The organism is Methylotenera sp. (assembly GCF_030653755.1).
GTDB lineage: Bacteria > Pseudomonadota > Gammaproteobacteria > Burkholderiales > Methylophilaceae > Methylotenera.
Map to the genome: position 1 here is coordinate 1 of NZ_JAURYU010000011.1, position 23,755 is coordinate 23,755.

The following is a 23,755-nucleotide window of genomic DNA, read 5'->3' on the forward strand; positions in this document are numbered from 1 at the left end:
CTAAAGTAATGGTCGTGGCTAGTTTTCTTTTCAAAATCAACTTGCCAAATTTTCTGTGCCTCAGTTAAATCTTCTGGATGAACAACCGAAATCCATTTTTCTATGGATAGGCTGTCGTTTGGATTCAGTCCTGTAAAATCAAACCACTGCTTATTGGTATAGGTGAATGATTCGCCATCAAATGCCCACATATGAATATTCGTGTTATTGAGCAGAATTGATAGCCTTTGTTCGCTTTCTGCAAGCGCCTTACTTCTGGCCGCTAGCTCAGAGGTTCGCTGTTTTATTCTATCTTCAAGATGCTCTTGGTGTACTAAGATTTCGTCTGTAGCGTGCTGGAGTTTCCCAATCACGGCTTTAATGTGTTTGATGAATGGATTGAAAATTAGCAATGCCTCTAGTGACAGCAACAATAGCGTTAGAAGCCATAATGCGGTCTCTGCACTTTCTAATTGTTTGATAGAAGCTTCACCCTCTAATTGATATTGATGTACGGCTTTATCAAGAGATGATACTAAGGTGGTTGGTGCTGTGTTGGTAATATAGCGTAGTGCGGCGTTATCTGGATTGAGTTTATCTTTATCTGTGGCGAGTAATGCGCGCACAGTATTGATGTAAGTCCTAACTTGATTGTTAAGTGCTGAGTCACCTTCAAAATACATGGTTCTAACTGCTGGTGACATTGTTGATGGAAGTCCCATTTCTTGATTGCCATAAAGTAATCCATGATGCGAGACTGCCATTAGTTCAATAGATTCGTTCAATTTGCTACGAATAGACGCTCGTTCGTTTGCGGGTGCCGTAACTAATAAGTTAGCGAACAATGCTGTGCGCTGGCTTAGCATACGTTGACGACCGCTGATGTTAACGACAGCGGCGGTGCTTTCCTGCTCTAAGATTACAAGTTTAAGGCTGTACCAAGCGGCGGTTGAGAGAGCAGCAACAAGAGATAGTGCAAGTACATAGCGCCAAGTGAGAGCCTGTGCGATACCTAAGTCATCTTTGATGTGTAGTTTTGCAAACAAGTTTTTCTCGGTTCTTGCCACTGCATATGACAATTGTGTATGAATCAAAACCCTAGATATAGTTAAGTTTACATTTATTATTAAATATTTAGGTTAATTGTATATGGGTTTTACTTCGTACTTTGTTTTATTGCGTCAATTGAGGGCTTAAATAAACAAGGTATCAGTATGTATGCAAATTTCATTCCATAGGCAGCGGCTATTTCTAAAGAGTAACGTTTAGCCAATATTTTTATTGGGATATGAAGTGATATGAGGCAATTTATGTGTAGGACTAAAACTTGATAAGCAGGTGTTTAGTCTAGTGGTGATAGATCGCAATATTCACCTAATTAAATTGGGCTTAATTACCTTGGCATAAGCTAACACACTTGTTGTATAGCAATGCATGGTTAGAGAAGTTGATATGAAGTATAGAAAGTTTTGTTAGGGTTGGATGTCAGTTACAGATTGTTGATGTAGTTGGATTTGGGTAATTACGCACATGGATAGAGCCGTCCTGAGCGTTGTATTTAATCACAATGCTGGTGCATAACTACCCATAATAGAGTGTGGTATGTCGAAATTGCATCATTATTGTGCACTGTCACATAAGTTACCCAGCATTTATAGCGGATTTTTACGAGTGCTTTTATGGTTGTTGTGAGATTTCGTATCTACGGTAGTTAATTTTTTTGGTGCAAATGATAGGTTTTGATGAGGAGGTAAATGTCAATTTAAGTGTTGATTAAAGTTATTTGATACCTAATTAGTTTTTAAGCTTGATTTAAGCTTAAGCGCATAAAGTGATGCTCACCAATCATTAAAAGGAGTTTCATCATGAAAAAATCAATGAATATATTTACCTTAGCGTCAGTTATCTCAATAACTTTATTATCGCCATTAGCATTTGCAGATAACGATATTCAAAAAATTGAAGCAATTTCAAAAGAGTTAGGTTTAATTACATTAGAACAAGCGAAAGCCAAAGCACTTGCAGCAAAGCCAGGTGTCGTAGATGATGTTGAACTTGAAAATAGAAAGTTTGGTAAAGGGTGGGACTACGAGTTTGAAATTGTGGATGCCGACGGGCGTGAATGGGAGGTGTTGGTGGATGCTAAAACTGGCGTAGTAAGAGATGTTAGTCGTGAGTGGTTTTAAGTGAGTGCTTGCGGGGGCTAAACCTAACTTCAACGCGTAAGCCGCCCAGTGCGGCCGAGCGGCTAAAGCTTAGGTTTGCGCCATAGCTATTTGCAATATCATAGACGATAGCAAGCCCCAAGCCACTACCCGCAACAGATTCATCAGCTCTAAAGCCACGTTGTGTGAGTGAGTTTAATTCATGAACAGGGCAGCCTGGCCCATCATCTTCAATCACAAAAATTGGTGATTCGTTACCCGTGACCGTCAGTGATACATTACGCTTGCACCATTTACAGGCGTTGTCCAGTAAGTTGCCAAGTATTTCCAATAGGTCTTCGCCATCGCCATGAAACTTTGTGCCGTCGGCGACTTCCCACGTGATATTCACGATTTTACTTTTGTAAATCATGCGCATGGTATGCGTGAGTTGCGCAATTTCAGTGTTAAGATCTATTTGCTGCATAGGCTGAACGTTACCCATTAAGCGCGCGCGTTTTAACTCTCGTTCAATAATTTGGTCCAAGGCGTCCGTTGCTGCGTATATTGACGCACGAATGTCTGGCATTTTTTCAATTTCTGAACGCTCAGCGGTTTGATTAAGCAAGGTGAGCTTTGTTTTGAGGGCGTGAGCCAGATTACCTAGAGACTCTCTGGAGCGTTTAGACTTTTGCTGGATAGTTTGTAGCAGATGATTAAGTTCTGTAATCAGTGGCGCAATTTCTTCAGGACCTTTGGATGCTATCTGGTTGGTTTCACCGCGCTCTAGTTTTGCAATATCACTTTGAATCTTTTTTAATGGCAGAAGTGCATGCTGAATAATTAGCCGCTGTATGCCTAATAATATCATGAGGCCTAGTAATGAAATTGCGGCATATATCAATTGAAAGCGCGCAATGCTGGCTTTTAAGGGGCCTAAATTTTCAGCAATTGCTATCGTAATGGCTTGCCCTTGTTTTTGATAGCCATTGGCAACAATCAGCAGTGATTGCGCTTCAGGACCTTTGCCATAAAGCAGTCTTTTTTCATCTTTCGCTAAGCGACCGATATTGAGGTCGGTATCCCATAATGAGCGTGAAATGAGGCGTTGTTTACCAGAAGTAACAACATAATAGTGTCCAGAGAATGCGCGCTGGTAGATAGCACTTAAGCGTTGCGGGTCGATTTTAAGTTGATTGGATGCATTAAATTGCGCACTGGCAAGCAGGCTCTCGCCCTCATGTTGCAGACGTTTGGATAATTGGTCTTCGCTGAGCTTGTTAATTGCGTAGCTCACCACTAGCCATTGTAGCGAGAGTAGCAAGACTAGACTAAGCGTTAAGCTCCAAGATAGGCGACCCTTGAGCGATAGCATTACGTTGTTGCCCCAAATACATAGCCCTGGCCACGCCTTGTTTGTATTAAGTGACTCCCAATTTTTTGGCGCAGACGGTTTACATAGACCTCAATTACATTACTATCTTTATCTTCATCATATTCATAAACATGTTCAGTGAGCACTGTTTTAGAAAGAATGTATCCTGAATGCAGCATAAAGTATCGTAGTAATCTAAATTCGATATTGGTGAGCTTACATTGCTCGCCATTGTCGAATATAACTGTTTGCGTTTGTTCGTTTAATGTAAAGTGCCCTGCATGTAGCGTTTCTACAGCATTACCTGTGCTACGTTTAAGTACAGCGCTGATGCGTGCAAGTAACTCTTCAATCTGAAAAGGCTTGCTGACATAATCATCGGCACCAGTATTAAAACCAGCTACTTTATCTTGCCATCCACCTCTGGCAGTGAGAATAATGATAGGCGCAGTGATTTGCGCTTTGCGCCAGTTAGCTAATATCTCTAGGCCATTACGTTTTGGTAGGCCTAAATCTAGTATGACCAAGTCGTAAGGCTCTAATTTACCTTGTATTTCAGCTTCTATGCCATCTGTCGCTAAGTCTGTGGCATAGCCAGCGCGTTGCAAGCTTGTTTGAAGTTGCGGACCAAGTATTGCATCATCTTCAACTAAAAGTAAGCGCATTATTTAATCCTCAAGCTCCAGCTTGATTAGCTTGCCTGTTTTTGCATCAAGCTTAATTTCCCAAACTTGACTGTGCGCATCTAGAATTTCCACCTCATAGATATGTCTTCCTTTTTTGCGCTCAAGTTCTGTTTCCAGCACTTCGCCAGGTTTAATTTCTTTTGCTAATTTTATGATTTTCTCTAATGGGAGAATCTCGCCAGCGCTTAATAGTTGACGCGCAGTTTGCTGATTACTATCAGCGTTGGCATGATGATTAGTCAATATCAATACGCTTGCTAAGAGTATACAGGCGACAATGGCTAATACAGATAAGCTAAATTTTTTCATCATAATATGTTGTTTGTTTAGGTGGTATTGCGCACCTAGACAACACTCCAATTGAAAGATAATGGTAACGCATTGTGCATGAGAAAGCTTAATCTAAGCTTAAAATCTCAGTGCTTTGCTAGGCTAGGAGAAGATGAGTGACGCTTAAAAATAGTTAATCTCGCGACACTTTCTTATCAAAGTATGTCGCTAACATAGTATGTTTAGAGGTGAGTTTGAAAAGACTATTAATTAATTTTATAGCTTGCAATTGCGCGTGATACAGCGATATATGAGCCTACCCAGCCAATGCCGATTGCGGACATCATGACAGTGAGGAATAGTTGTGCATCAAACAGCGTTAGGCTGAAGTCATTGCTATATAAATGGGCGATTTGCGACATGGATAGATTAAACGCCTGAATCATGCCGACAAGCATCAATACAGCCAATAAGCCGCCAAATAAGCCGTAAAGTGCGCCAGCATATAAAAACGGCATGCGTATAAAACTGCGGGTGGCGCCGATAAGGTTGCTCACTTCTATTTCATCTTTCTGCGTTAATATCTGCATGCGTACAGTGTTGCCGATAATCACTAACAGTACGATGGCTAATAAGCCAGCAATCATCGAGATAAGCTTTTTACCTAGGTTTAATAAAGAGGAAAGACGCTTCACCCATTCGGTATTGAGCAAAGCCAGCTCTACATTCGGTAAGTGTTGTAGTGTATCTTTTAGTTGAATCAAGCTGTCAGGGTCTGATGATTTTGCTTGAATAAAAAATGCGTCTGGTAATGGGTTTTTACCTAGTTGCGATACAGCATCGTTCACATCTTGATTACTTTTTGATTTAACTTGTAATTGTTGCCACGCTTCTTCTTTAGTGACTAAATGAAAACGCTGAATATCCTGATTTTTCGCTAATTGTTGTTCAATTTTTTTAATTGCATCAGGATTGATGTCTACTTTGAGAAATAGGCTGATCTCTGTGTCTTTTTGCATGTGCTCAGTGAGCTTTGATAAGTTATCGACAGCCAAATAGAATAAGCTGGGCAGGCACATGGCCACACCAATTACCAAGCAAATCATAAACGTTGAAAGCATGTTGTTACGCATGCGACTAAGCACAAGCTTAAGTGTCTGTATGTGTTGATTTAGCCAGTTGTTCATGATGTGGAACGCTCTATGGAAGATAACGCTTGGTCTACATGAGACTCTTTAAGTAAATGCTCAGTCAGTGAGCCTTGGTTGATATGCATCACTCTGTTTTGTCTTGCGCTCATGCCTAATGCATCATGAGTGGACATAATCACTGTTACCCCCACTTGATTAAAAGCATAGAAAATCGCCATAATATCTGCGGCGTAGCTAGCATCTAAATTGCCTGTAGGTTCATCCGCAAGTAATATCGATGGACGGCTTACCACTGCACGTGCAATCGCTAAGCGCTGTTGTTCACCACCAGATAAAGTAATTGGCATCGCCTTTTCTTTATTTAATAAGCCTACTTTATCCAGTGCTGCGCGTACGCGTTTAGCAGCTTCTTGTCCTGTTATGCCATTGATACGTAAAGGTAAAATGACGTTCTCAAAACAGTTTCTGTCATACAGCAGTTTATGGTCTTGAAAAATCAAACCAAATCGACGGCGTAAAAATGGGATGGCAGAAGGTTTAAGCTGGTTAACATTCTGATTGGCAATCAGCACGGTGCCACTGGTAGGGCGCTCTGTGGCGGCAATCAGTTTTAATAATGTACTTTTACCAGCGCCAGAATGCCCAGTAAGAAACACAAACTCACCAGCATCAATGTTAAAACTAATGTTTTTGAGTATTTCATCGCTACCTGGGTAGCGCTTGGTGACTTTATCAAATTGAATCATATTTGTATTTTAGTCTTAATGCGGGTGCGTTTTGAAAATTGTTTTTTATGACTCAATCATCGCGTCAATAAACTCATTTGCATTAAATGGTCTAAGGTCGTCAATTGCCTCACCAATGCCAATATAGCGGATAGGTATTGGCCTTGCCTGTGCAATTGCCGCAATCACGCCCCCTTTGGCGGTGCCATCCAGCTTGCTTAACACTAAGCCTGTGACGCCGAGTGCGTCATCAAAAATTTTCACTTGAGATACTGCATTTTGCCCAGTGTTAGCATCTAGCACTAGCAACACTTCGTGCGGTGCGCCAGGTAATGCTTTGTCCATCACACGTTTAACTTTTGCAATTTCATCCATCAGGTGCATTTGCGTAGGTAGGCGGCCAGCTGTATCTGCCAACACAATATCAATGTTTTTGGCACGCGCAGAGTTAATAGCATCAAACATCACCGCTGCAGGGTCGCCACTAGTTTGGGCAACCACATGTACATTATTACGCTCACCCCATACTTGTAATTGTTCACGTGCGGCTGCTCTAAATGTATCGCCAGCAGCAATCAGCACACTCTTGCCTTCTGATTGAAAATGTTTGGCTAACTTGCCTATAGTGGTGGTTTTCCCCGCGCCGTTCACGCCAGCCAGCATGATAATAAACGGTTGGTGGGTCGTTGTTTCTAGTGGTTTTTGTAATGGTAAGAGTAAGTCAGTGAGTGACTCTTTCAGGGCCGCTTTAAGTTGCACTGTGTCATCAAGGTTTTGGCGTTTTACGCGACTTTTGATGTCATCAAGTAAATGTTGTGTTGCACTAATGCCTACATCAGACGTTAATAATATCGTTTCTAGTTCTTCATAAACCTCAGCGTCAATTTTCCCACCACCAAAAATACTGGCGAGTTGATTGCCCAGCTGGCTTCTGGTTTTTGCTAAACCTTGTTTTAAGCGCGTAGCCCAACTTTGGCTTTGAGCTACTTCATTAGGTTTAACTTCTGGCGTAGTAACTGGTTTGTCTTTTTTGAAAAAATCGAACATAAATTTTTAACTGAGTTTAGTAGCACTATTTTAGCTTAATTTTGCTTGAGGCAAACCAGTTCATTTCATGTATGTTAATGAACTCATATGACCTTTTAATTAAGCATGATTGCCATTAACATGGCTGATTTAGAATAATGCCAGTGATTTATTGAGATACGGTCCAGGCTGAACTAAGTCAATGGTATCCTTGTCACAAAAGCTTATTCAATGAGTCGTCTGAATTTATGTCAGACTTAGCGTTTGTTTAATCATACTGATAAAAATAACTGGAGATAAGTCCTGTGCGTACAAAATGTTTTTTAATCCTTTTGTTATTAATGCCACTCACTGTTTTTGCTAATCCATCCATCAAAGAATTCAAGCTAGATAATGGCCTTAAGGTGATTGTGCAAGAAGATCATCGCGCCCCTGTTGTAGTGTCTCAGGTTTGGTATCGTGCTGGCAGCTTGGATGAAGTGAACGGAAAAACAGGCGTGGCACATGTGCTTGAGCATATGATGTTTAAAGGTACAAAAAAAGTACCCGCTGGGCAATTCTCACGTTTAATCGCTGCGGCAGGTGGCAAAGAAAATGCATTTACTAGTACTGATTACACCTGTTATTTTCAGCAACTAGAAAAATCACATTTGCCGCTTTCATTTAAGTTAGAAGCTGACCGCATGGCGAACTTGCAACTAACCGAAGAAGAATTTGCTAAAGAAATCAAAGTGGTGATGGAAGAGCGTCGCTGGCGCACTGATGATAAGCCGCAGTCCAAAGTGAATGAAGCATTTCAAGGGGTTGTGTATCGAGCACATCCATACTCACGCCCTGTGATTGGCTTTATGGATGACTTAGAAAACATGACCGTTGAAGACGCGCGTGAGTGGTATAACAATTGGTATGCACCTAACAACGCAACATTAGTAGTGGTAGGTGATGTGAAAGCTGATGAAGTGTATCAGTTAGCAAAACAACATTTTGGAAAGCTAAAGCCTAAGGTGTTGCCTGTACGCAAACCTCAAGTCGAGCCAGTACAGTTAGGCGAGCGACGTGTCGTTGTAAAAGCCCCAGCTAAACTACCGTATTTGTTGATGGGCTATCATGTGCCGCCTGTGCTTAATCCTGAATCAGACTGGGAGCCTTATGCATTGGAAGTGCTGGCTGGTGTATTAAGTGGCAACCCTGCAGCACGACTCAACCAAAGTTTGGTTCGAGACTCACAATTAGCCATTGATGCAGACGCTGGCTATGATTTGTTATCACGCGGACGCCAAAGTTTATTTTCTTTAGATGGCACACCTAGTGAAGGCAAAACGGTGGTTGAGCTTGAGCAAGCATTATTGCAAGAAATCGAAAAAATTAAGAAAACAGGCATTTCACAAGAGGAGCTTGATCGTGTTAAAGCGGGCGTAATTGCTGCTGATGTTTATCAACGTGACTCTATGTTTTATCAGGGCATGCAGTTAGGTACGATAGAAACGATTGGGTTCTCTTGGAAAATAATAGAAGATTATCCTAATAAACTGCGTGCGGTGACTGCTGAGCAAGTGCAGGCTGTGGCAAAAAAATATCTGCATCAAGATAACCTCACGATTGCGACATTGGATCCTCAACCGATGGACCCTAATGCAAAGCCACAGGGTCAGCCACACGTACACTAATTGAATATAACACTTTAATTTTTAAGAATTTTTAAGGTAAAAAAATAATGAGTTTGCAATTTATCAAAAGAATAGTCACATCCAGTCTTTTAGTCATCAGTTCAAGTGTTATGTTTGCCGTCACCAGCGTACATGCTGCCGTGAACATTCAGCAATGGCAAACCTCTGCGGGTTCTGAGGTTTACTTTGTAGAAAACCATGATTTGCCTATTTTAGATATTAGTGTGAATTTTGCAGCGGGTAGTGCACGCGATACAGCAGAAAAATCTGGCGTGGCTGGCATTACTCGGTACTTAATGACATTAGGTGCGGCGGGCATGACAGATGAAACCATCGCCAATAAGTTCGCAGATGTCGGTGCGGTGTTAGGCGGTAGCTTTGATGCTGATCGCGCAGCGCTATCGTTACGTACTTTAAGTAGTGAGCGTGAGCGTTTGCAAGCCCTTAATGTGTTTGCGCAGATTCTGCAAAAGCCAGACTTTCCTGAATCTGTACTAAGCCGAGAGAAAGCCCGTATTATCTCAGGCTTGCAAGAGTCAGCGACTCAGCCAGAAAGTATTTCAAATAAAGCTTTTATGTCTGCTTTGTATGAAAACCACCCATACAGCTTGGATGAAAGCGGTGAGATTGACACCGTAGCGAAAATTAAACGTGACGATTTGCAAGTATTTTATCAACAGTTCTATAGCGCTAAAGGGGCTGTCATCGCCATGATTGGTGACCTAACGCGCGAGCAAGCGCAGCAGATTGCTGAGGCTATTAGCGTAGGTTTACCTGCTACCGCAGCACCAGCGCCAATTGCGCCAGTTAATATGTCAAGCAAGGCAAAAGAGCAAAGGATTGCACATCCTGCTTCTCAGTCTCATATTTTATTGGGTCACACTGGTATTCAGCGTAATGACCCAGATTTGTTTCCGCTTTATGTGGGCAACTATATTTTAGGAGGGGGCGGTTTTGTTTCTAGGTTAACAGAAGAAGTGCGCGAGAAGCGCGGCCTTGTTTACAGTGTGTATAGCTACTTTATGCCAATGGCTGAACTTGGGCCGTTTCAAGTTGGCTTGCAAACTAAAAAGGACCAAGCAGAAGCCGCATTGGCGTTGGTGCATGAAACATTGGAAAAATTTATTAAAAATGGTGTTACCGAGGCAGAGTTAAAAGCGGCAAAGGCTAATATCATTGGTGGCTTCCCAATGCGCATTGATAGTAATAAGAAAATTCTGGATTATCTAAATGTCATCGGTTTTTATAAGTTGCCACTAAACTACCTAGATGAATACAACAAAAAAGTAGAGCAGGTAATGGCTACGCAAATTAAAGACGCTTTTAATCGCCGTTTAAAAACTGAAAATTTTGTGACGGTGATTGTAGGTGACCCAAAAGTACAATAACAATCACTCAAGTTCTGGAAGACCAAGCGTTTGTAATATTCTGGGTTAATCCCAAGTAATTGTTAACGGAAACTACTTGGGATGAGTGGTGATGCGAATTGGTAGTAAAATGCGGTTTTATAGCAACATTTAGCACCGCATTCAATATGGCCGAGAAGAAATCAAATACTGTACGCATTAATGCGGGTGAGTGGCGTAGCCGTTTACTTAAGTTTCCAGATGCACAAGGTTTGCGCCCTACGCCAGAGCGCGTTAGGCAAACTGTATTTAACTGGCTAGGCCAGGACCTCACAGGTCGAGTATGTTTGGACTTGTTTGCAGGCACTGGCGTGATGGGCTTCGAGGCTTTATCACGCAATGCCAAGTCTGTTGTGCTGGTGGAAAAAACGGCAGCCGTTTATAAAGCAATGCTAGAGAATAAAACCATGCTGAAAGCCGATGCCGCGCAGATACTGAACATGGATGCTTTGGTTTTTCTGGATAAAAATCAGCAGTTATTTGATGTGGTATTTCTCGACCCACCTTATCATCAAGGTTGGCTGGATAAAGTCTTATTGCAACTACCCAAACATTTGAGTGCGCAAGGTATTGTCTATGTTGAGGCTGAATACGCATTGGCAGATAATGATGTTTGGCAAGTATTTAAGCAGAGTAAAGCAGGTAATGTTTTTTATCATCTGATAAAATTGCGTGATGACACAAATTAAAAAACGAATTGCTGTTTATCCAGGTACTTTCGACCCAATTACTTTAGGGCATGAAGACCTTGTGCGTCGCGCTGCCTATCTGTTTGATGAGGTAATCGTCGCAGTGGCGGGTAGTACTAATAAAGCGACACTTTTTAGCTTGGATGAGCGGGTGCGTTTGGCGCAAGAAGTGTTTTCAATGTATGCCAATGTGCGTGTAATCGGGTTTAGTGGTTTATTGATGCAATTTGTGCAGGCGCAAAATGCACACATGGTGATTCGCGGTTTACGTGCCACCTCTGATTTTGAATATGAATTTCAATTAGCAGGCATGAATCGCAAGCTTTACCCAGAATTTGAAACTTTGTTTCTAACCCCCTCTGAGCAGTTTATGTTTATTTCATCTAGCCTCGTGCGCGAAGTCGCAACACTAGGTGGCGATGTGCAGGCATTTGTGTCGCCTACGGTGAAGGACGCGATTTTGCAGAAGTTGGAAAAGTAATGAAAAAATTTACATGATAAATTTTAAAAGATGCGTTCTATTTTGCCTCATTGTGCTGGTTTCAGCCTGTGCAACCAATCAACCTAACCCATTGCAGAACTTGTCTGGCACCTATGTTGGTCAAGTGGTTTCTGTGACTAATATACCAATCACAACCGAATTTAGTGTGAATGATCAAGGCGTTAGATCTGGGCGGTATGTCATGACGGAACGAGATGGTACGCAAGTGTCAGGCACCTTGGATGAGTTTAAGCAAGAGGGGCCGTATACTTTACTGGCCAGTTGGCATGATAAATATGGGAATGGTAAGTTAAGAATGTTGTTTTCACAGCAACAACTTTTATTTAAAGGATTATGGGGGCATCATGCTGATAGCACCCTAATGCGTTGGGATGGAGTAAAAGAGTAAATGGCTTTAATGATTACCGACGAATGCATCAATTGTGATGTGTGTGAGCCTGCATGTCCCAATAGTGCAATTTATCAGGGTGAAGAAATCTATGAGATTAACCCAGATTTATGCACCGAATGTGTGGGGCATTACGATAAGCCGCAATGTCAGCAGGTTTGCCCGATTGATTGCATTCCGCTCGATCCAGAAAGAGTAGAATCCAAAGAGCAATTGCTGAACAAATATCATCAATTGACAACAACACATTAAATAAAGGACCGCAAATGCGCATGTTACATACTATGCTTCGTGTTGGTAACATGGAGCGCTCAATTAAGTTCTATACCGAAGTATTAGGCATGAAACTGCTACGCCAACATGATTTTCCTGATGGAAAATTTACGTTGGCATTTGTTGGCTATGGTGCAGAAAGTGACCACACGGTATTAGAGCTTACCTACAACTATGGCGTTGAAAGTTACGACATGGGTAAAGCCTATGGCCACATTGCGATAGAAGTGGACGATGCTTATAAAGCATGCGATGCAGTACGAAATGCTGGCGGTAAGGTTGTGCGTGAGGCTGGCCCGATGATGCACGGCACCACAGTGATTGCCTTTATTGAAGACCCTGATGGATATAAAGTAGAATTTATCCAAGCAGGTACTTATTAATAGTTACTTAATAGTAACGCGAGTTGTATTTTATGCACAGGCACGGTGTTCACTTTCAATTAAGCCATAGAATTTACGGTTAATGGTGACTTGGGTACTCTATTTACTCGAATGTAAAAATGGCGCTTTTTACGCAGGGATTACCAATGATTTGGCATCAAGATTCTCTGCACATCAGGCGGGTAAAGGTGCGCGCTACACTCGCGCTAACCCACCTACCAAGATACTAGCCTCTAGGCCATACCCAGACCGTTCTACCGCAAGCGTTGCCGAAGTACAATTAAAACGGCTACCCCGACATAAAAAGCTCGACTTCTTTGAGTGTGTAAATCATGGATAAAGATGCATTATTAAAAGCAGTGCTGGCAGCACAAGCTGGTGATTGGCATACCTCACATAACATCGCACAAAACTATAACGACAGCACAGCCAACTGGCTACACGCAGTGCTGCATAAAATTGAAGGTGATGAGTGGAATAGCAAGTATTGGTACGCACGCACTGCGGGGCGGCATTATGATGATTTTGTTGATACCACTTCAGAGCTCTTAGCCATACATCAAAGCTTGTTGCAGAAATAGGCCGCACAAGCATGGTTAAGCCTGTCAGAAACTTTGCGTAGCTAAGGAAAATGGAATAAGTCGCCGAGCGAGATAAAGTGCTAGGCGCACGGAACGCAGAAACCGAGATAGTATGCAGTATACAGCGAGGTTGCGAGTACCGCGCAACGCAGCAATTTGCTCGCGCAGGCACTTATTCCGCGTTTCCCTAAATAAATTGGTCTTGTGGGTTCAAATAGAACATGCGTTTCCAGCCCTGCAATTCAGTTGTGATATTTGTAGGTTTGGGGGTTAATGACACCACGCTGTAATGCAAATGTGGTGGTTTGCCAGCGGCATTGCCAGAGTCGCCCACTTTACCAATTTCTTCTCCTTGCGAAGCCCAGCTTAAGCACCTTGTATTGATTTCTTGTAGATGGGCATAATAATGTATCTGCCATTGGGGGCTTAGTACAGCCACCACTTTGCCTCCCATGTCGATATCGCCTGTAAACACGACTAATCCACCAACGCTGGAAAGGACTGGCGTGCCGCTTTTTGCAAAGATATCAATGCCCTTATGTACACCAGACTTACCCCAAGGGGAATACCAAAAGCTATGTGGGTTCCAGTCTTTAGACGTGGCGTTCTTGACAGGGATGATGCCACTTTGTTTGAAATTACAGCTTGCAATGATTGCAATCAATAATATGAGAGATAGTTTTTTCATCTGCTTACTTTCTTATGATCGTTTTGCACGAAGTCGGTTTAACCTTAGAAGTCGACAGTTACGTCATCCTCGCGGAAGCGTGGCCCCATCTAACTATAGCTATTCCACTAAATAATTCTATTGCCACCTAGTCATTCCGTGCTTGACACGGAATCCAGTGACTTAAAGACTTTGGATACCGACTTTCGTCGGTATGACGATTTGTGCGATGGGGTACAGCATCGGATTATTTGATGGAGCAGCTATATTTGATTAAAATGGACTCCAGCTTTTCGCGCTTCTACTTGGCACTTAAGTGTTGGAGGTCTAGTCCTTACTATTTTTAACGAAGGACTAGACTTTATTTAATTTCTATCTAGTATTTAATTGGTATCAGGGCTGCCAATTTGGTACCAATCGACTTTTCTTGTCACCACCATGGTGAGTGCGAGTAAGCCAAAGACTAAAAGTGTACCCATGAGCAGTGCGTTATCCTCTGAGGCTAATATGCCGTATAAGGCGCCATATAAAGTAATGAGCATGGTGCTAAATACAAAGCCGTGCATCTTACTTTTTAGTACGTGGCTCAAGTAATAGCCTAATAAAATCACGCATGATGAGCTTGCGGCAAGGTAAGACCAAGCAAAACCAATATGCTCTGAGAATGAAATCAATAGTAAATAAAATAACGCCATGCTCAGGCCAACTAATGTGTATTGCGCTGGGTGGATGCGTAGTTGTTTTAGAATCTCAAAGATAAAGAAGCCCGCAAAAGTTAAGCCAATGAACAGTAGGCCATATTTAGTGGCACGGTCGGCTTGGCTGTACACGTTAATAGGCTCAACAAAACTGACAGAAAGCGATTCAATGCGGTTATCAGCATTGGTCATAGATTGATTGGCCGCAGTGGCTGCAGCATCCCAGCGTTTAGTTAATGCGTTGCTAAGTGCGGCTTGGTTGCTACTAGATAGCGATGATATCTCCCAATGTGCTTCAAACCCAGCTGGTGTAATCTTTTGTGTAGCGGCATTGGGTAAAAAGCTACCACTGAAATGAGGATGTCTCCAGCTTGATTGCAGTGATATCTTGTTGTTTTCTGCAATCGGAGAAAAGTTAAAGTTTTCCATGCCTCGTAAGTTAAGGTTTAATTCAAAAGGAATGTTTTGAGCCACCCCTACGGTAATGATGCCAATAGTTGCATGTATGCCGTTGCCTAAAGATTCAATACTGCTACCTTGCTCAAACTTTAAAGCTTGCTTGTTCCATGTAATAGTTGGCTGGCCAGTGATCCCACGAGTGTCACTAATGCCTAATGCGATGTATGCTGGTTGAAAGGTAATCTTTCCATCTTCGTGCGAAGGGCTAATATCGAGATTTGCAGGGAGGATGAAGTTACCTTTGACCATCCCGCCCAGTTGGTACATTAAAGCTTTGTAGATGCCTAGTTTTTTATATTCATTAGAAAAGCCACCAGTAAGCTCAAGGTTTTCTGGTAAATAATATTTGATAGAAGACGCTCGCTTACTGATGGGCTTTAATATTTTATTGCCAGCAGCGTTAAACTCTTCGTTGTACTCTATATATTCCTCGGTGTATGGCACGGCTAGTATAGGCCCAATCATAGTTTGTGACCCAGCGGAGCTTTGTGCAATGTTGCGCTTTACGTCTTCTTGCCTACTTTGACGTTCAATAATGAGCGAGTTAACGTAACTTACCGCCCACGACATTAGTATCGTGAGTAAAAAAATGCCTAATACTTTAAAAAGAAATGGTCTATTCATGATATGCCCCTGATGTTTTCTGGAGCCTCAAGAATAGAGCGCTAACGTGAAGTGTTAATGCGCTTGTGTGAAGTGAATGTGAAGTGGCTTAAGTTAGAGCGTAATGGTTGCTTTTACGCCACCCTCTTGGACGTTGCCAACAGTTAATGTGCCGCCATGCAGTAGGATGACTTCTTTGACAAAATTCAAACCCAAGCCAGTGCTTTTCTGACCAGCATTGGCGGAATGTTCAGGGCGTGGTAGCGAGTAAAACTTATCAAATATTTTATCCATTGCAAACTCAGGGATACCCGTGCCTTGGTCTTGAATACTTAACACTAGGTGGTTGTGTTCTCGGTTTAATGTAATGCTAATCGTACTTTTATTTGGGCTAAAATCCAGCGCATTTTCAAGTAAGTTATTAATTGCTTGGCTTAATAAAAAGCGATCACCCTCAAACATCCCTTCATCATTCGCGTGTAACGCAAACTGAATATCACGTTTGGATGCTTTGTCTTTGAGTAGTTGCATTTGGTCTGTGATGAGGTCTTGAATGTGTAAGGGCGTACGGTGTACGAGTTGTTGTTGATGCTCAAGCGCAGCTAAACCCAAAATGTTTTGTATCATGTTTTGCAGGCGTTGCGATTGCGTTTGAATATTGCCCAGAAAGCGTAGCTGGTCAGCCGCTGGCATGTTAGGTGACATTAATTCACTTGCAGCCTGAATCGCGGTAATGGGGCTTTTAAGCTCGTGCGTGATTTGATGAATAGCATCTTGCACATGTTGTTTGCCATCTAGCTCATGGCGCATAGATTGCATTGCGTTGGCTAACTCGGCAAGTTCATCATTGCTAGAGCTTGGGTTGCTTGCTTTTTTACCTTGAGCCACTGCAATGGCATAGTCTCTTAGCCGATGAATAGCGCTGGTAAAACGCCATGTAAATAGCACGCCGATAGCGAGTGATAGCACAAACAATAATAAACCCCAGCGCATAATTTTTAGCTGCGCGCGTTCAATAAACGGCAATAAAGAACGGTTAGGTTTAGCAACGGTCAGTGACCCGATGATTTTCTTGCCATCTTTAATGGGGGCCGCAATATACATAATGCTATCACCATGCTCATCTCCCGCAACTACAGGGCTGGAACGTACGCCATATTTTCCGCGCAAGGTGAGATAAACATCATTCCAGCGCGAGTAGTCTTGCCCTAAGGCAATGTTTGCAGAGTCGTAAATCACAATACCTTGCGTGTTTGTGATGTAAATGCGGTAATCGGTCGCGTTTTTATGCACACCCCAAATATTGGCAGTATTCGGATTTTTTAAATACGCTTTGATGGCTTGAGAAAAATTACCCGATTGTATTTTCCCTGTTTTAACCTCATTGCTTGCAAGAGATGCCAATACGTTGGCGGTATCTACCAACGTGTTCTCCATGGCCTGTCTTACCCCTGGTTTAACCTCATCGACAAAAACAGTCAGCACAAACCAAGCCGCCAAACCCACTAGTAAAAAATAGCCTAAAAATATTTTCAGGCTGATCGTCATTTTAAAAGGTAAGCGCATCATTAAGCTAAGTGCATCATTAGTTAAGCAAGCTATAACCCATGCCCCGATGCGTGACAATCACATCAGACTCAGCGTTTACCTCACGCAACTTTGCGCGCAAGGTTTTAATATGCGCATCTACCGTGCGCTCTAAGGTATTTTCAGCATTGACCCACACAATATCCATCAACTGATCGCGAGAAAATACCCGCTGTGGCTGGTGAATAAGTGTTTTGAGTAATAAAAACTCATAACGCGTCAGCTCTAAAAATCTGTCGTGATATTGAATACGATTTGCTAATGCATCCACAACAAAGTGTGTGGAATTTTTTTCAGGTTTAGCCAAGTCAGCACGGTTTTCAGTCCGTCGTAAAATTGTTTTTACGCGAGTGACCACCTCACGCGGGCTAAATGGTTTGGTCACATAATCATCCGCACCAATTTCTAAACCAATAATTCGGTCAATTTCATGGTTGCGCGCGGTAAGAAACAATAGCGGAATTTGTGAAGTTTCACGGATTTTTTTACAAACATCAAAACCAGACATATCGGGTAAACCAACGTCTAACAACACAAAGTCATAGGCGTGATGATTAAGCTCAATAAGCGCATCGCCACCCAATGATTTATGCGTGGCTTGCATGCCCATTTCGTGAAATGCGTAAATCAGCGTTTCCGCAATGGCAGGCTCGTCTTCAATAATTAGCACATTAAACATGTACGTATTTTAGATGAGAAATTTATCTTTATGTGATTTGGATTGTTTTTGTTGGTAGAATCGATGCGTGCACCATGCATACTTGTCTTATTCTTAAAATATAATCAAAAATCCATTTAATCAAAGATCTAACTTCATTGTTAGTAATGTAAAGATGTAAAAACTTATGGAACATAACGTAACACTTATCACTACTATTGCAGCTGGGTTTGGCCTTGCGTTAGTTTTTGGTTTTATTGCCGAGCGTTTTAAGTTGTCAGCATTGGTAGGGTACCTGGTTGCTGGCATCTTGATAGGGCCAGCAACACCAGGATTTGTTGCAGATGCGCATATTGCTTCTCAGTTATCAGAAATTGGTGTGATGTTGCTTATGTTTGGTGTTGGGCTTCATTTCTCAATTGATGACTTAATGTCGGTTAAGCGTATCGCCATCCCAGGTGCAATTGTGCAGATGACGATTGCTACATTGTTGGGTATGTATGTCTCTAGCCTATGGGGCTGGACGATGGGTGAAGGCTTGGTTTTTGGCTTGTCACTGTCTTGTGCAAGTACTGTTGTGTTGTTAAGGGCGTTAGAGTCTAGAAACTTGCTAAATACTATCAATGCCAAGATTACTGTTGGCTGGTTGGTGGTGGAGGATTTAATTACAGTATTAGTCCTAGTACTTTTACCTCCACTAGCAAGCTTACTAGGTGGCTCGGCACCAGAAGCTGAATCGACATCCATTTGGCAAACGATAGGGATGACGTTGCTACAGGTCGTAGCGTTCGTCATGATTATGTTGATAATTGGCAAGCGATTGTTACCTTGGTTGTTGTGGCATGTTGCAAAAACTGGGTCACGCGAGCTTTTTACACTCGCAGTGATATCCGCTGCGATAGGCATCGCCTATGGTGCGGCAGTGCTTTTTAGTGTTTCATTCGCGCTAGGCGCATTCTTTGCTGGCATGGTGATGCGTGAATCAGAGTTTAGCCATCGTGCAGCACAGGAATCACTTCCCCTCAGAGATGCATTTGCAGTACTGTTCTTTGTGTCAGTCGGCATGCTGTTCCAGCCGTCGATTTTGATTAATAAGCCGTTAAGTGTGCTCGCAGTTGTGGGTGTCATTGTGGTTGGTAAGTCTATCGCTGCGATGGCGATAACATTAGCGTTCCGCTACCCGCTTAACACGGCCTTGGTGGTTGCAGCGAGTCTTGCGCAAATTGGCGAGTTCTCATTTATATTGGCTGGCTTAGGTGCCTCTCTTGGCATTCTTCCAATTGATGGGATGAGTTTAATTCTGGCTGGTGCATTAATTTCAATTGCCATTAACCCACTCTTATTTTCCGCGATTAATCCATTTAAAAAGTGGTTAGTTGGCTTGTCCGACCTTGCAAGTGAGTTGGAAAAAAGATCAGATCCTTTTGCTGAGCTACCAATGAGCACTGAGCGTAAGTATTTAGAAGGGCAGGTTGTTCTTGTGGGTTATGGACGGGTCGGGCGCAGAATTGCTCAGGAACTGACAGAACATGACATTCCTTTTGTGGTTGCAGAACAAAACAGAGAACTTGTTGAAGGATTAAGAAAAAAAGGCATACCTGCAGTTTCTGGTAATGCATCAGAACCTAGTGTGTTGATTCAGGCGCATATCGCCAATGCATCTATGCTGGTAGTAGCAACACCAGACACTATTGATGTGCGTAAAATGGTGGATACAGCCAAAGCATTGCGACCTGAAATTAGAATTGTATTAAGAACACACAATGAAGCTGAGTCTGAGTTGTTGCGCAAAGATAATTTAGGTACTGTGTTCTATGGGGAAGAGGAGTTAGCTAATGGGATGTGTAAATTCATTGTGAGCCAGTTTGCACCTAAGTGACGATGATGACTGTGGCGATAAATGAATCAAATTAAGAGGCCTGCAAATGCAGGCCTCTTAATTGAGTGTTAAGACTTTAACTTAATTCATAGATGAAATTATCCAAAAAAGTCTTTGGCTTTATCTACCCAACTTTTATTTTTTGGACTGTGCTTGCCAGCATCTGCTTGCGTGCTTTCTTCAAACTCGCGTAACAGCTCTTTTTGGCGTGTAGTTAGTTTTACTGGTGTTTCCACCACTACATGCACCATTAAATCACCGTAGTCACTAGAGCGTAGCGGTTTAATGCCTTTACCACGCAATCTGAATACGCCACCAGTTTGCGTTTCAGCTGGGATCTTCATCTTGGCTGAACCATCTAGTGTAGGCACTTCAATTTCACCACCAAGTGCGGCAGTGCTGAAGCTGATTGGCATTTCACAATGTAAATTACCGCCATCACGTTGGAAAATCTCGTGTGTTTTCAAGTGAATCACCACATACAAATCACCAGTTGGGCCACCGTTGACACCAGCTTCGCCTTCCCCACTTAAGCGAATTCTGTCGCCTTCATCCACCCCAGCTGGGATTTTGACTGAGAGTGTTTTGTTTTGCTTAACGCGGCCAGCACCATGGCAGCTAGGACATTTATCATCTTCTTTAATGACTTTACCTGTGCCGTGGCAATTAGGACAAGTTTGTTGTACAGAGAAAAAGCCTTGTTGCATACGTACTTGACCATGACCCGCACAGGTAGGGCAGGTAACAGGTGATTTACCCGATTTTGCACCTGTACCGCCGCAAGGGTCGCATTTCGCTTGTACTGGAATACGAATCTTGGTTTCAGTGCCTTTAGCTGCGTCTTCAAGCGAGATTTCCATGTTGTAGCGTAAATCTGCACCACGATACACATTGCTGCGTTGGCCGCGAGCGCCACCACCAAAGATATCGCCGAAAATATCGCCAAACGCATCGCCGAAGCCAGCACCACCAAAGCCAGCTCCGCCACCACCCATGCTTTGGTCAACGCCAGCATGGCCGTATTGATCATACGCCGCACGTTTTTGGTCGTCAGATAGCATTTCGTAGGCTTCTTTTGCCTCTTTAAATTGATCTTCTGCTTTAGGGTTGTCAGGGTTGCGGTCAGGATGGTACTTCATCGCCAGTTTGCGATAAGCCTTTTTAATCTCTTCTTCAGAGGCATCCTTATTTACACCTAGGACTTCGTAGTAATCTTTTTTAGCTGCCATAAATTTAGTCTGTAGTAGTTAGTTGGGACTTGCTTGTTAAATGGAAAAGTCGTTAGCATCTTTTGACGCTAACGACTGTCGACCATAAGCTAGCGCTAAAATTAGTCTTTCTTCACTTCTTCAAACTCTGCATCCACTACATCACCATCCACAGTTTTTTCACCTTCTGGGCTTGGTTGTGCGCTTTCAGTGTTTGCTTGCGCTTGTTGCTCTGCGTAAACTTTTTCACCTAGTTTTTGTGATGCGGTGGTTAAGGCTTCTGTTTTTGCTTCGATTTCAGCTTTGTCGTCTGATTTTAAAGCTTCTTCAACGTCTTTAATTGCAGTTTCAATCGCTTCTTTTTCAGCAGCATCTAACTTATCACCATGTTCAGTCAATGATTTTTTCACTGAGTGAACCATGCCGTCTGCTGTGTTACGTGCATCAACAAGTTCGCGTAATTTGCGGTCTTCATCTGCATATTTAATAGCATCTTCTTCCATCTTTTTGATTTCTTCTTCAGAAAGACCAGAGTTTGCTTTAATCGTGATTTTGTTTTCTTTGCCAGTGGCTTTGTCTTTTGCTGAAACATGCAAAATACCATTAGCATCAATATCAAACGTCACTTCAATTTGTGGCATACCACGTGGTGCTGGTGGAATGTCGCTTAAGTTAAATTGACCAAGTGATTTGTTAGCAGATGCCATTTCGCGCTCACCTTGCAACACTTGAATCGTGACCGCATTTTGGTTGTCGTCAGCAGTAGAGAATACTTGCGATGCCTTGGTTGGAATCGTAGTATTTTTCTTGATGAGTTTAGTCATCACGCCGCCTAGTGTTTCAATACCTAATGACAATGGGGTCACGTCTAGCAACAACACGTCTTTCACGTCACCTTGTAACACACCACCTTGAATCGCTGCACCTACTGCAACTGCTTCATCAGGGTTCACGTCTTTACGTGGCTCTTTACCGAAAATCTCTTTTACTTTTTCTTGCACTTTAGGCATACGGCTTTGACCGCCAACCAAAATTACATCGGTAATGTCGTCGATAGACACGCCAGCATCTTTAATGGCAGTTTTACAAGGTGCCATCGTACGCTCAATCAAGTCATCTACTAATGACTCTAATTTTGCACGCGTGATTTTCACCACTAAGTGTTTAGGGCCAGTTGCATCCGCTGTAATGTAAGGCAAGTTCACTTCAGTTTGTTGTGCGCCAGACAATTCAATTTTTGCTTTTTCAGCCGCTTCTTTTAAGCGTTGTTTTGCTAATAGGTCGTTACGTAAATCTAAACCGTTTTCTTTTTTGAACTCATCAGCCAAGAAGTCGATTAAGCGGTTATCAAAGTCTTCACCACCTAGGAATGTGTCACCATTGGTTGAAAGCACTTCAAATTGATGTTCGCCATCAATGCTTGAAATTTCAATGATAGATACGTCGAATGTACCGCCACCCAAGTCGTACACAGCGATTTTACGGTCGCCTTCTTGTTTATCTAAGCCGAAAGCCAATGCAGCAGCAGTTGGTTCGTTAATGATACGTTTAACTTCTAAACCAGCGATACGGCCAGCATCTTTAGTGGCTTGGCGTTGGCTGTCGTTAAAGTATGCAGGTACTGTAATTACAGCCTCAGTCACTTCTTCACCTAAGTAATCTTCAGCTGTTTTCTTCATTTTACGTAAAACTTCAGCTGAGATTTGTGGTGGTGCCATTTTTGCGCCGCGTACTTCAACCCATGCATCGCCGTTGTCAGCTTTAGCAATGGTGTAAGGCATTAAGCCGATGTCTTTTTGTACTTCTTTTTCCTCAAAACGGCGACCAATCAAACGCTTTACCGCGTAAAGTGTATTTTTTGGGTTAGTTACCGCTTGGCGTTTTGCAGGAGCGCCCGCTAAAATTTCGCCATCTTCTTGATATGCAATGATAGATGGTGTTGTACGTGCGCCCTCTGCATTTTCAATCACGCGTGGCTTGCCGCCTTCCATGACTGCTACGCAAGAGTTCGTTGTACCTAAGTCAATACCAATAATTTTTCCCATGTTTATATCCTTTTACTTTTAATTTGTTTAACCACTTTTAAGATGGTTGTCTAAAAGTGGTTTAATTCATAACCTTGATTGCTAGATGGTGATTGTTTTTTTAAATTCAAGTGTTTTTCTAAATTCAAACGGTATATTTAAAAAAATAATTATTTCGCCACCATCACTAATGCAGGGCGTAATACGCGGTCATTCAATGTGTAGCCTTTTTGCAGTACGCTAGTTACGGTGTTAGGTTCACCACTGTTTTCTAACATTGAAATCGCTTGATGTTTGTTAGGGTCAAACTTTTCGCCTACTGGGTTTATCTCAGCAATATTGAATTTTTCAAATACGCTAGATAATTGTTTCGCGGTAAGTTCAACACCATCTTTATAGCTTTGTACTTCGGTGGCTTCAATGGATATAGCAGCATCTAAGCTATCTTTAACTGCCAACAATTCGCCAGAGAATTTTTCTAAAGCAAATTTACGTGCTTTATCAATATCATCTACTGCGCGACGGCGAATATTTTCACCTTCAGCTTTTACATATAACACACTTGCCTTGGCTTCTTCCAGTGCCGCTTCTAGTTCAGCAATTTTTGTTTCTGGTGAAGTGGTTTCTGGCATCTCTGTGCTGATTTCTTGCTCAGGTTGTTGGTTCTCTTGATCTTGCTGCATAACAGTCCTCTTTTTTCAAACCTAGTGGTTTAAATGTGTAGTGG

General features: G+C 42.4%; 25 protein-coding genes. 11 read left to right on the forward strand and 14 right to left on the reverse strand.

Going from position 1 to position 23,755, the window contains the following annotated elements:
* The coding region (locus Q7U33_RS01700) for a type IV pili methyl-accepting chemotaxis transducer N-terminal domain-containing protein (RefSeq protein ID WP_304857818.1) at positions 1–1,073 on the reverse strand (1,073 nt) is incomplete at its 3' end.
* Positions 1,074–1,844: 771 nt separating this feature from the next.
* On the opposite strand from Q7U33_RS01700, the gene Q7U33_RS01705 reads away from it, so the two are divergent.
* Positions 1,845–2,165, forward strand: coding sequence for a PepSY domain-containing protein (locus tag Q7U33_RS01705; RefSeq protein ID WP_304857819.1), 321 nt, complete (start codon positions 1,845–1,847; stop codon positions 2,163–2,165).
* On the opposite strand, the gene Q7U33_RS01710 is transcribed toward Q7U33_RS01705, so the two are convergent.
* The 6 genes from Q7U33_RS01710 to ftsY all read right to left on the reverse strand — a co-directional run bounded on the left by Q7U33_RS01710 (position 2,146) and on the right by ftsY (position 7,377).
* Entirely contained in the window at positions 2,146–3,498 is a 1,353-nt protein-coding gene (locus Q7U33_RS01710) for a sensor histidine kinase (protein WP_304857821.1), read from the reverse strand. The two genes, Q7U33_RS01705 and Q7U33_RS01710, sit on opposite strands and share 20 nt — an antisense overlap.
* Positions 3,498–4,163: a response regulator transcription factor gene (locus Q7U33_RS01715; protein ID WP_304857822.1), complete on the reverse strand. Its 666-nt coding sequence runs from the start codon at positions 4,161–4,163 to the stop codon at positions 3,498–3,500. The genes Q7U33_RS01710 and Q7U33_RS01715 overlap by 1 nt, the downstream gene beginning before the upstream one ends.
* 3 nt (positions 4,164–4,166) lie before the next feature.
* Entirely contained in the window at positions 4,167–4,496 is a 330-nt protein-coding gene (locus Q7U33_RS01720; RefSeq protein ID WP_304857823.1) for a PepSY domain-containing protein, read from the reverse strand.
* A 224-nt stretch (positions 4,497–4,720) separates the two neighbouring features.
* Positions 4,721–5,641, reverse strand: coding sequence for a permease-like cell division protein FtsX (gene ftsX, locus Q7U33_RS01725; RefSeq protein ID WP_304857824.1), 921 nt, complete (start codon positions 5,639–5,641; stop codon positions 4,721–4,723).
* The gene (ftsE, locus tag Q7U33_RS01730; protein ID WP_304857826.1) at positions 5,638–6,351 is read right to left on the reverse strand and encodes a cell division ATP-binding protein FtsE; all 714 of its coding nucleotides are present in this window, start codon (positions 6,349–6,351) and stop codon (positions 5,638–5,640) included. The genes ftsX and ftsE overlap by 4 nt, the downstream gene beginning before the upstream one ends.
* Positions 6,352–6,396: 45 nt before the next feature.
* Positions 6,397–7,377: a signal recognition particle-docking protein FtsY gene (gene ftsY / locus Q7U33_RS01735; protein WP_304857828.1), complete on the reverse strand. Its 981-nt coding sequence runs from the start codon at positions 7,375–7,377 to the stop codon at positions 6,397–6,399.
* A 320-nt stretch (positions 7,378–7,697) separates the two neighbouring features.
* On the opposite strand from ftsY, the gene Q7U33_RS01740 reads away from it, so the two are divergent.
* From Q7U33_RS01740 to Q7U33_RS01780, 9 genes are all read left to right on the forward strand, one after another.
* Positions 7,698–9,023: a pitrilysin family protein gene (locus Q7U33_RS01740; protein WP_304857829.1), complete on the forward strand. Its 1,326-nt coding sequence runs from the start codon at positions 7,698–7,700 to the stop codon at positions 9,021–9,023.
* A 47-nt stretch (positions 9,024–9,070) separates the two neighbouring features.
* Positions 9,071–10,411, forward strand: a complete 1,341-nt coding sequence (locus tag Q7U33_RS01745) for a pitrilysin family protein (protein ID WP_304857831.1) — start codon at positions 9,071–9,073, stop codon at positions 10,409–10,411.
* 146 nt (positions 10,412–10,557) lie between these two features.
* Positions 10,558–11,118, forward strand: a complete 561-nt coding sequence (rsmD, locus tag Q7U33_RS01750; protein WP_304857832.1) for a 16S rRNA (guanine(966)-N(2))-methyltransferase RsmD — start codon at positions 10,558–10,560, stop codon at positions 11,116–11,118.
* Entirely contained in the window at positions 11,105–11,599 is a 495-nt protein-coding gene (gene coaD, locus Q7U33_RS01755; RefSeq protein WP_304857833.1) for a pantetheine-phosphate adenylyltransferase, read from the forward strand. The genes rsmD and coaD overlap by 14 nt, the downstream gene beginning before the upstream one ends.
* Before the next feature lie 13 nt (positions 11,600–11,612).
* Positions 11,613–12,008 (forward strand): hypothetical protein, encoded by a 396-nt coding sequence (locus tag Q7U33_RS01760; RefSeq protein ID WP_304857834.1) that lies wholly within the window; start codon positions 11,613–11,615, stop codon positions 12,006–12,008.
* Positions 12,009–12,260, forward strand: coding sequence for a YfhL family 4Fe-4S dicluster ferredoxin (locus tag Q7U33_RS01765; protein ID WP_304857836.1), 252 nt, complete (start codon positions 12,009–12,011; stop codon positions 12,258–12,260).
* Between the two features lie 14 nt (positions 12,261–12,274).
* Positions 12,275–12,664, forward strand: a complete 390-nt coding sequence (gloA, locus tag Q7U33_RS01770; RefSeq protein WP_304857837.1) for a lactoylglutathione lyase — start codon at positions 12,275–12,277, stop codon at positions 12,662–12,664.
* A gap of 82 nt (positions 12,665–12,746) precedes the next feature.
* A complete protein-coding gene (locus tag Q7U33_RS01775; RefSeq protein ID WP_304857838.1) occupies positions 12,747–13,004 on the forward strand; it encodes a GIY-YIG nuclease family protein in 258 nt (85 codons plus the stop codon).
* Positions 12,997–13,245 (forward strand): hypothetical protein, encoded by a 249-nt coding sequence (locus Q7U33_RS01780; protein ID WP_304857840.1) that lies wholly within the window; start codon positions 12,997–12,999, stop codon positions 13,243–13,245. Before Q7U33_RS01775 ends, Q7U33_RS01780 begins: the two co-directional genes overlap by 8 nt.
* 187 nt (positions 13,246–13,432) lie before the next feature.
* On the opposite strand, the gene Q7U33_RS01785 is transcribed toward Q7U33_RS01780, so the two are convergent.
* From Q7U33_RS01785 to creB, 4 genes are all read right to left on the reverse strand, one after another.
* The gene (locus Q7U33_RS01785; RefSeq protein ID WP_304857842.1) at positions 13,433–13,933 is read right to left on the reverse strand and encodes a M23 family metallopeptidase; all 501 of its coding nucleotides are present in this window, start codon (positions 13,931–13,933) and stop codon (positions 13,433–13,435) included.
* 362 nt (positions 13,934–14,295) lie between these two features.
* The gene (gene creD / locus Q7U33_RS01790) at positions 14,296–15,693 is read right to left on the reverse strand and encodes a cell envelope integrity protein CreD (RefSeq protein WP_304857843.1); all 1,398 of its coding nucleotides are present in this window, start codon (positions 15,691–15,693) and stop codon (positions 14,296–14,298) included.
* A gap of 93 nt (positions 15,694–15,786) precedes the next feature.
* Complete coding sequence (gene creC / locus Q7U33_RS01795) at positions 15,787–17,241, reverse strand: two-component system sensor histidine kinase CreC (RefSeq protein ID WP_304857844.1); 1,455 nt, start codon at positions 17,239–17,241, stop codon at positions 15,787–15,789.
* 16 nt (positions 17,242–17,257) lie between these two features.
* Entirely contained in the window at positions 17,258–17,938 is a 681-nt protein-coding gene (gene creB / locus Q7U33_RS01800; RefSeq protein WP_304857846.1) for a two-component system response regulator CreB, read from the reverse strand.
* Between the two features lie 166 nt (positions 17,939–18,104).
* On the opposite strand from creB, the gene ybaL reads away from it, so the two are divergent.
* Positions 18,105–19,796 carry a YbaL family putative K(+) efflux transporter gene (gene ybaL / locus Q7U33_RS01805; protein WP_304857848.1) on the forward strand — a complete coding sequence of 564 codons (1,692 nt, stop codon included), beginning with the start codon at positions 18,105–18,107 and terminating at the stop codon, positions 19,794–19,796.
* Positions 19,797–19,894: 98 nt separating this feature from the next.
* On the opposite strand, the gene dnaJ is transcribed toward ybaL, so the two are convergent.
* From dnaJ to grpE, 3 genes are all read right to left on the reverse strand, one after another.
* Complete coding sequence (dnaJ, locus tag Q7U33_RS01810; RefSeq protein WP_304857849.1) at positions 19,895–21,025, reverse strand: molecular chaperone DnaJ; 1,131 nt, start codon at positions 21,023–21,025, stop codon at positions 19,895–19,897.
* A 101-nt stretch (positions 21,026–21,126) separates the two neighbouring features.
* A complete protein-coding gene (dnaK, locus tag Q7U33_RS01815) occupies positions 21,127–23,049 on the reverse strand; it encodes a molecular chaperone DnaK (RefSeq protein WP_304857850.1) in 1,923 nt (640 codons plus the stop codon).
* Between the two features lie 149 nt (positions 23,050–23,198).
* Positions 23,199–23,711: a nucleotide exchange factor GrpE gene (grpE, locus tag Q7U33_RS01820; protein WP_304857852.1), complete on the reverse strand. Its 513-nt coding sequence runs from the start codon at positions 23,709–23,711 to the stop codon at positions 23,199–23,201.
* Positions 23,712–23,755 lie beyond the last annotated feature (44 nt).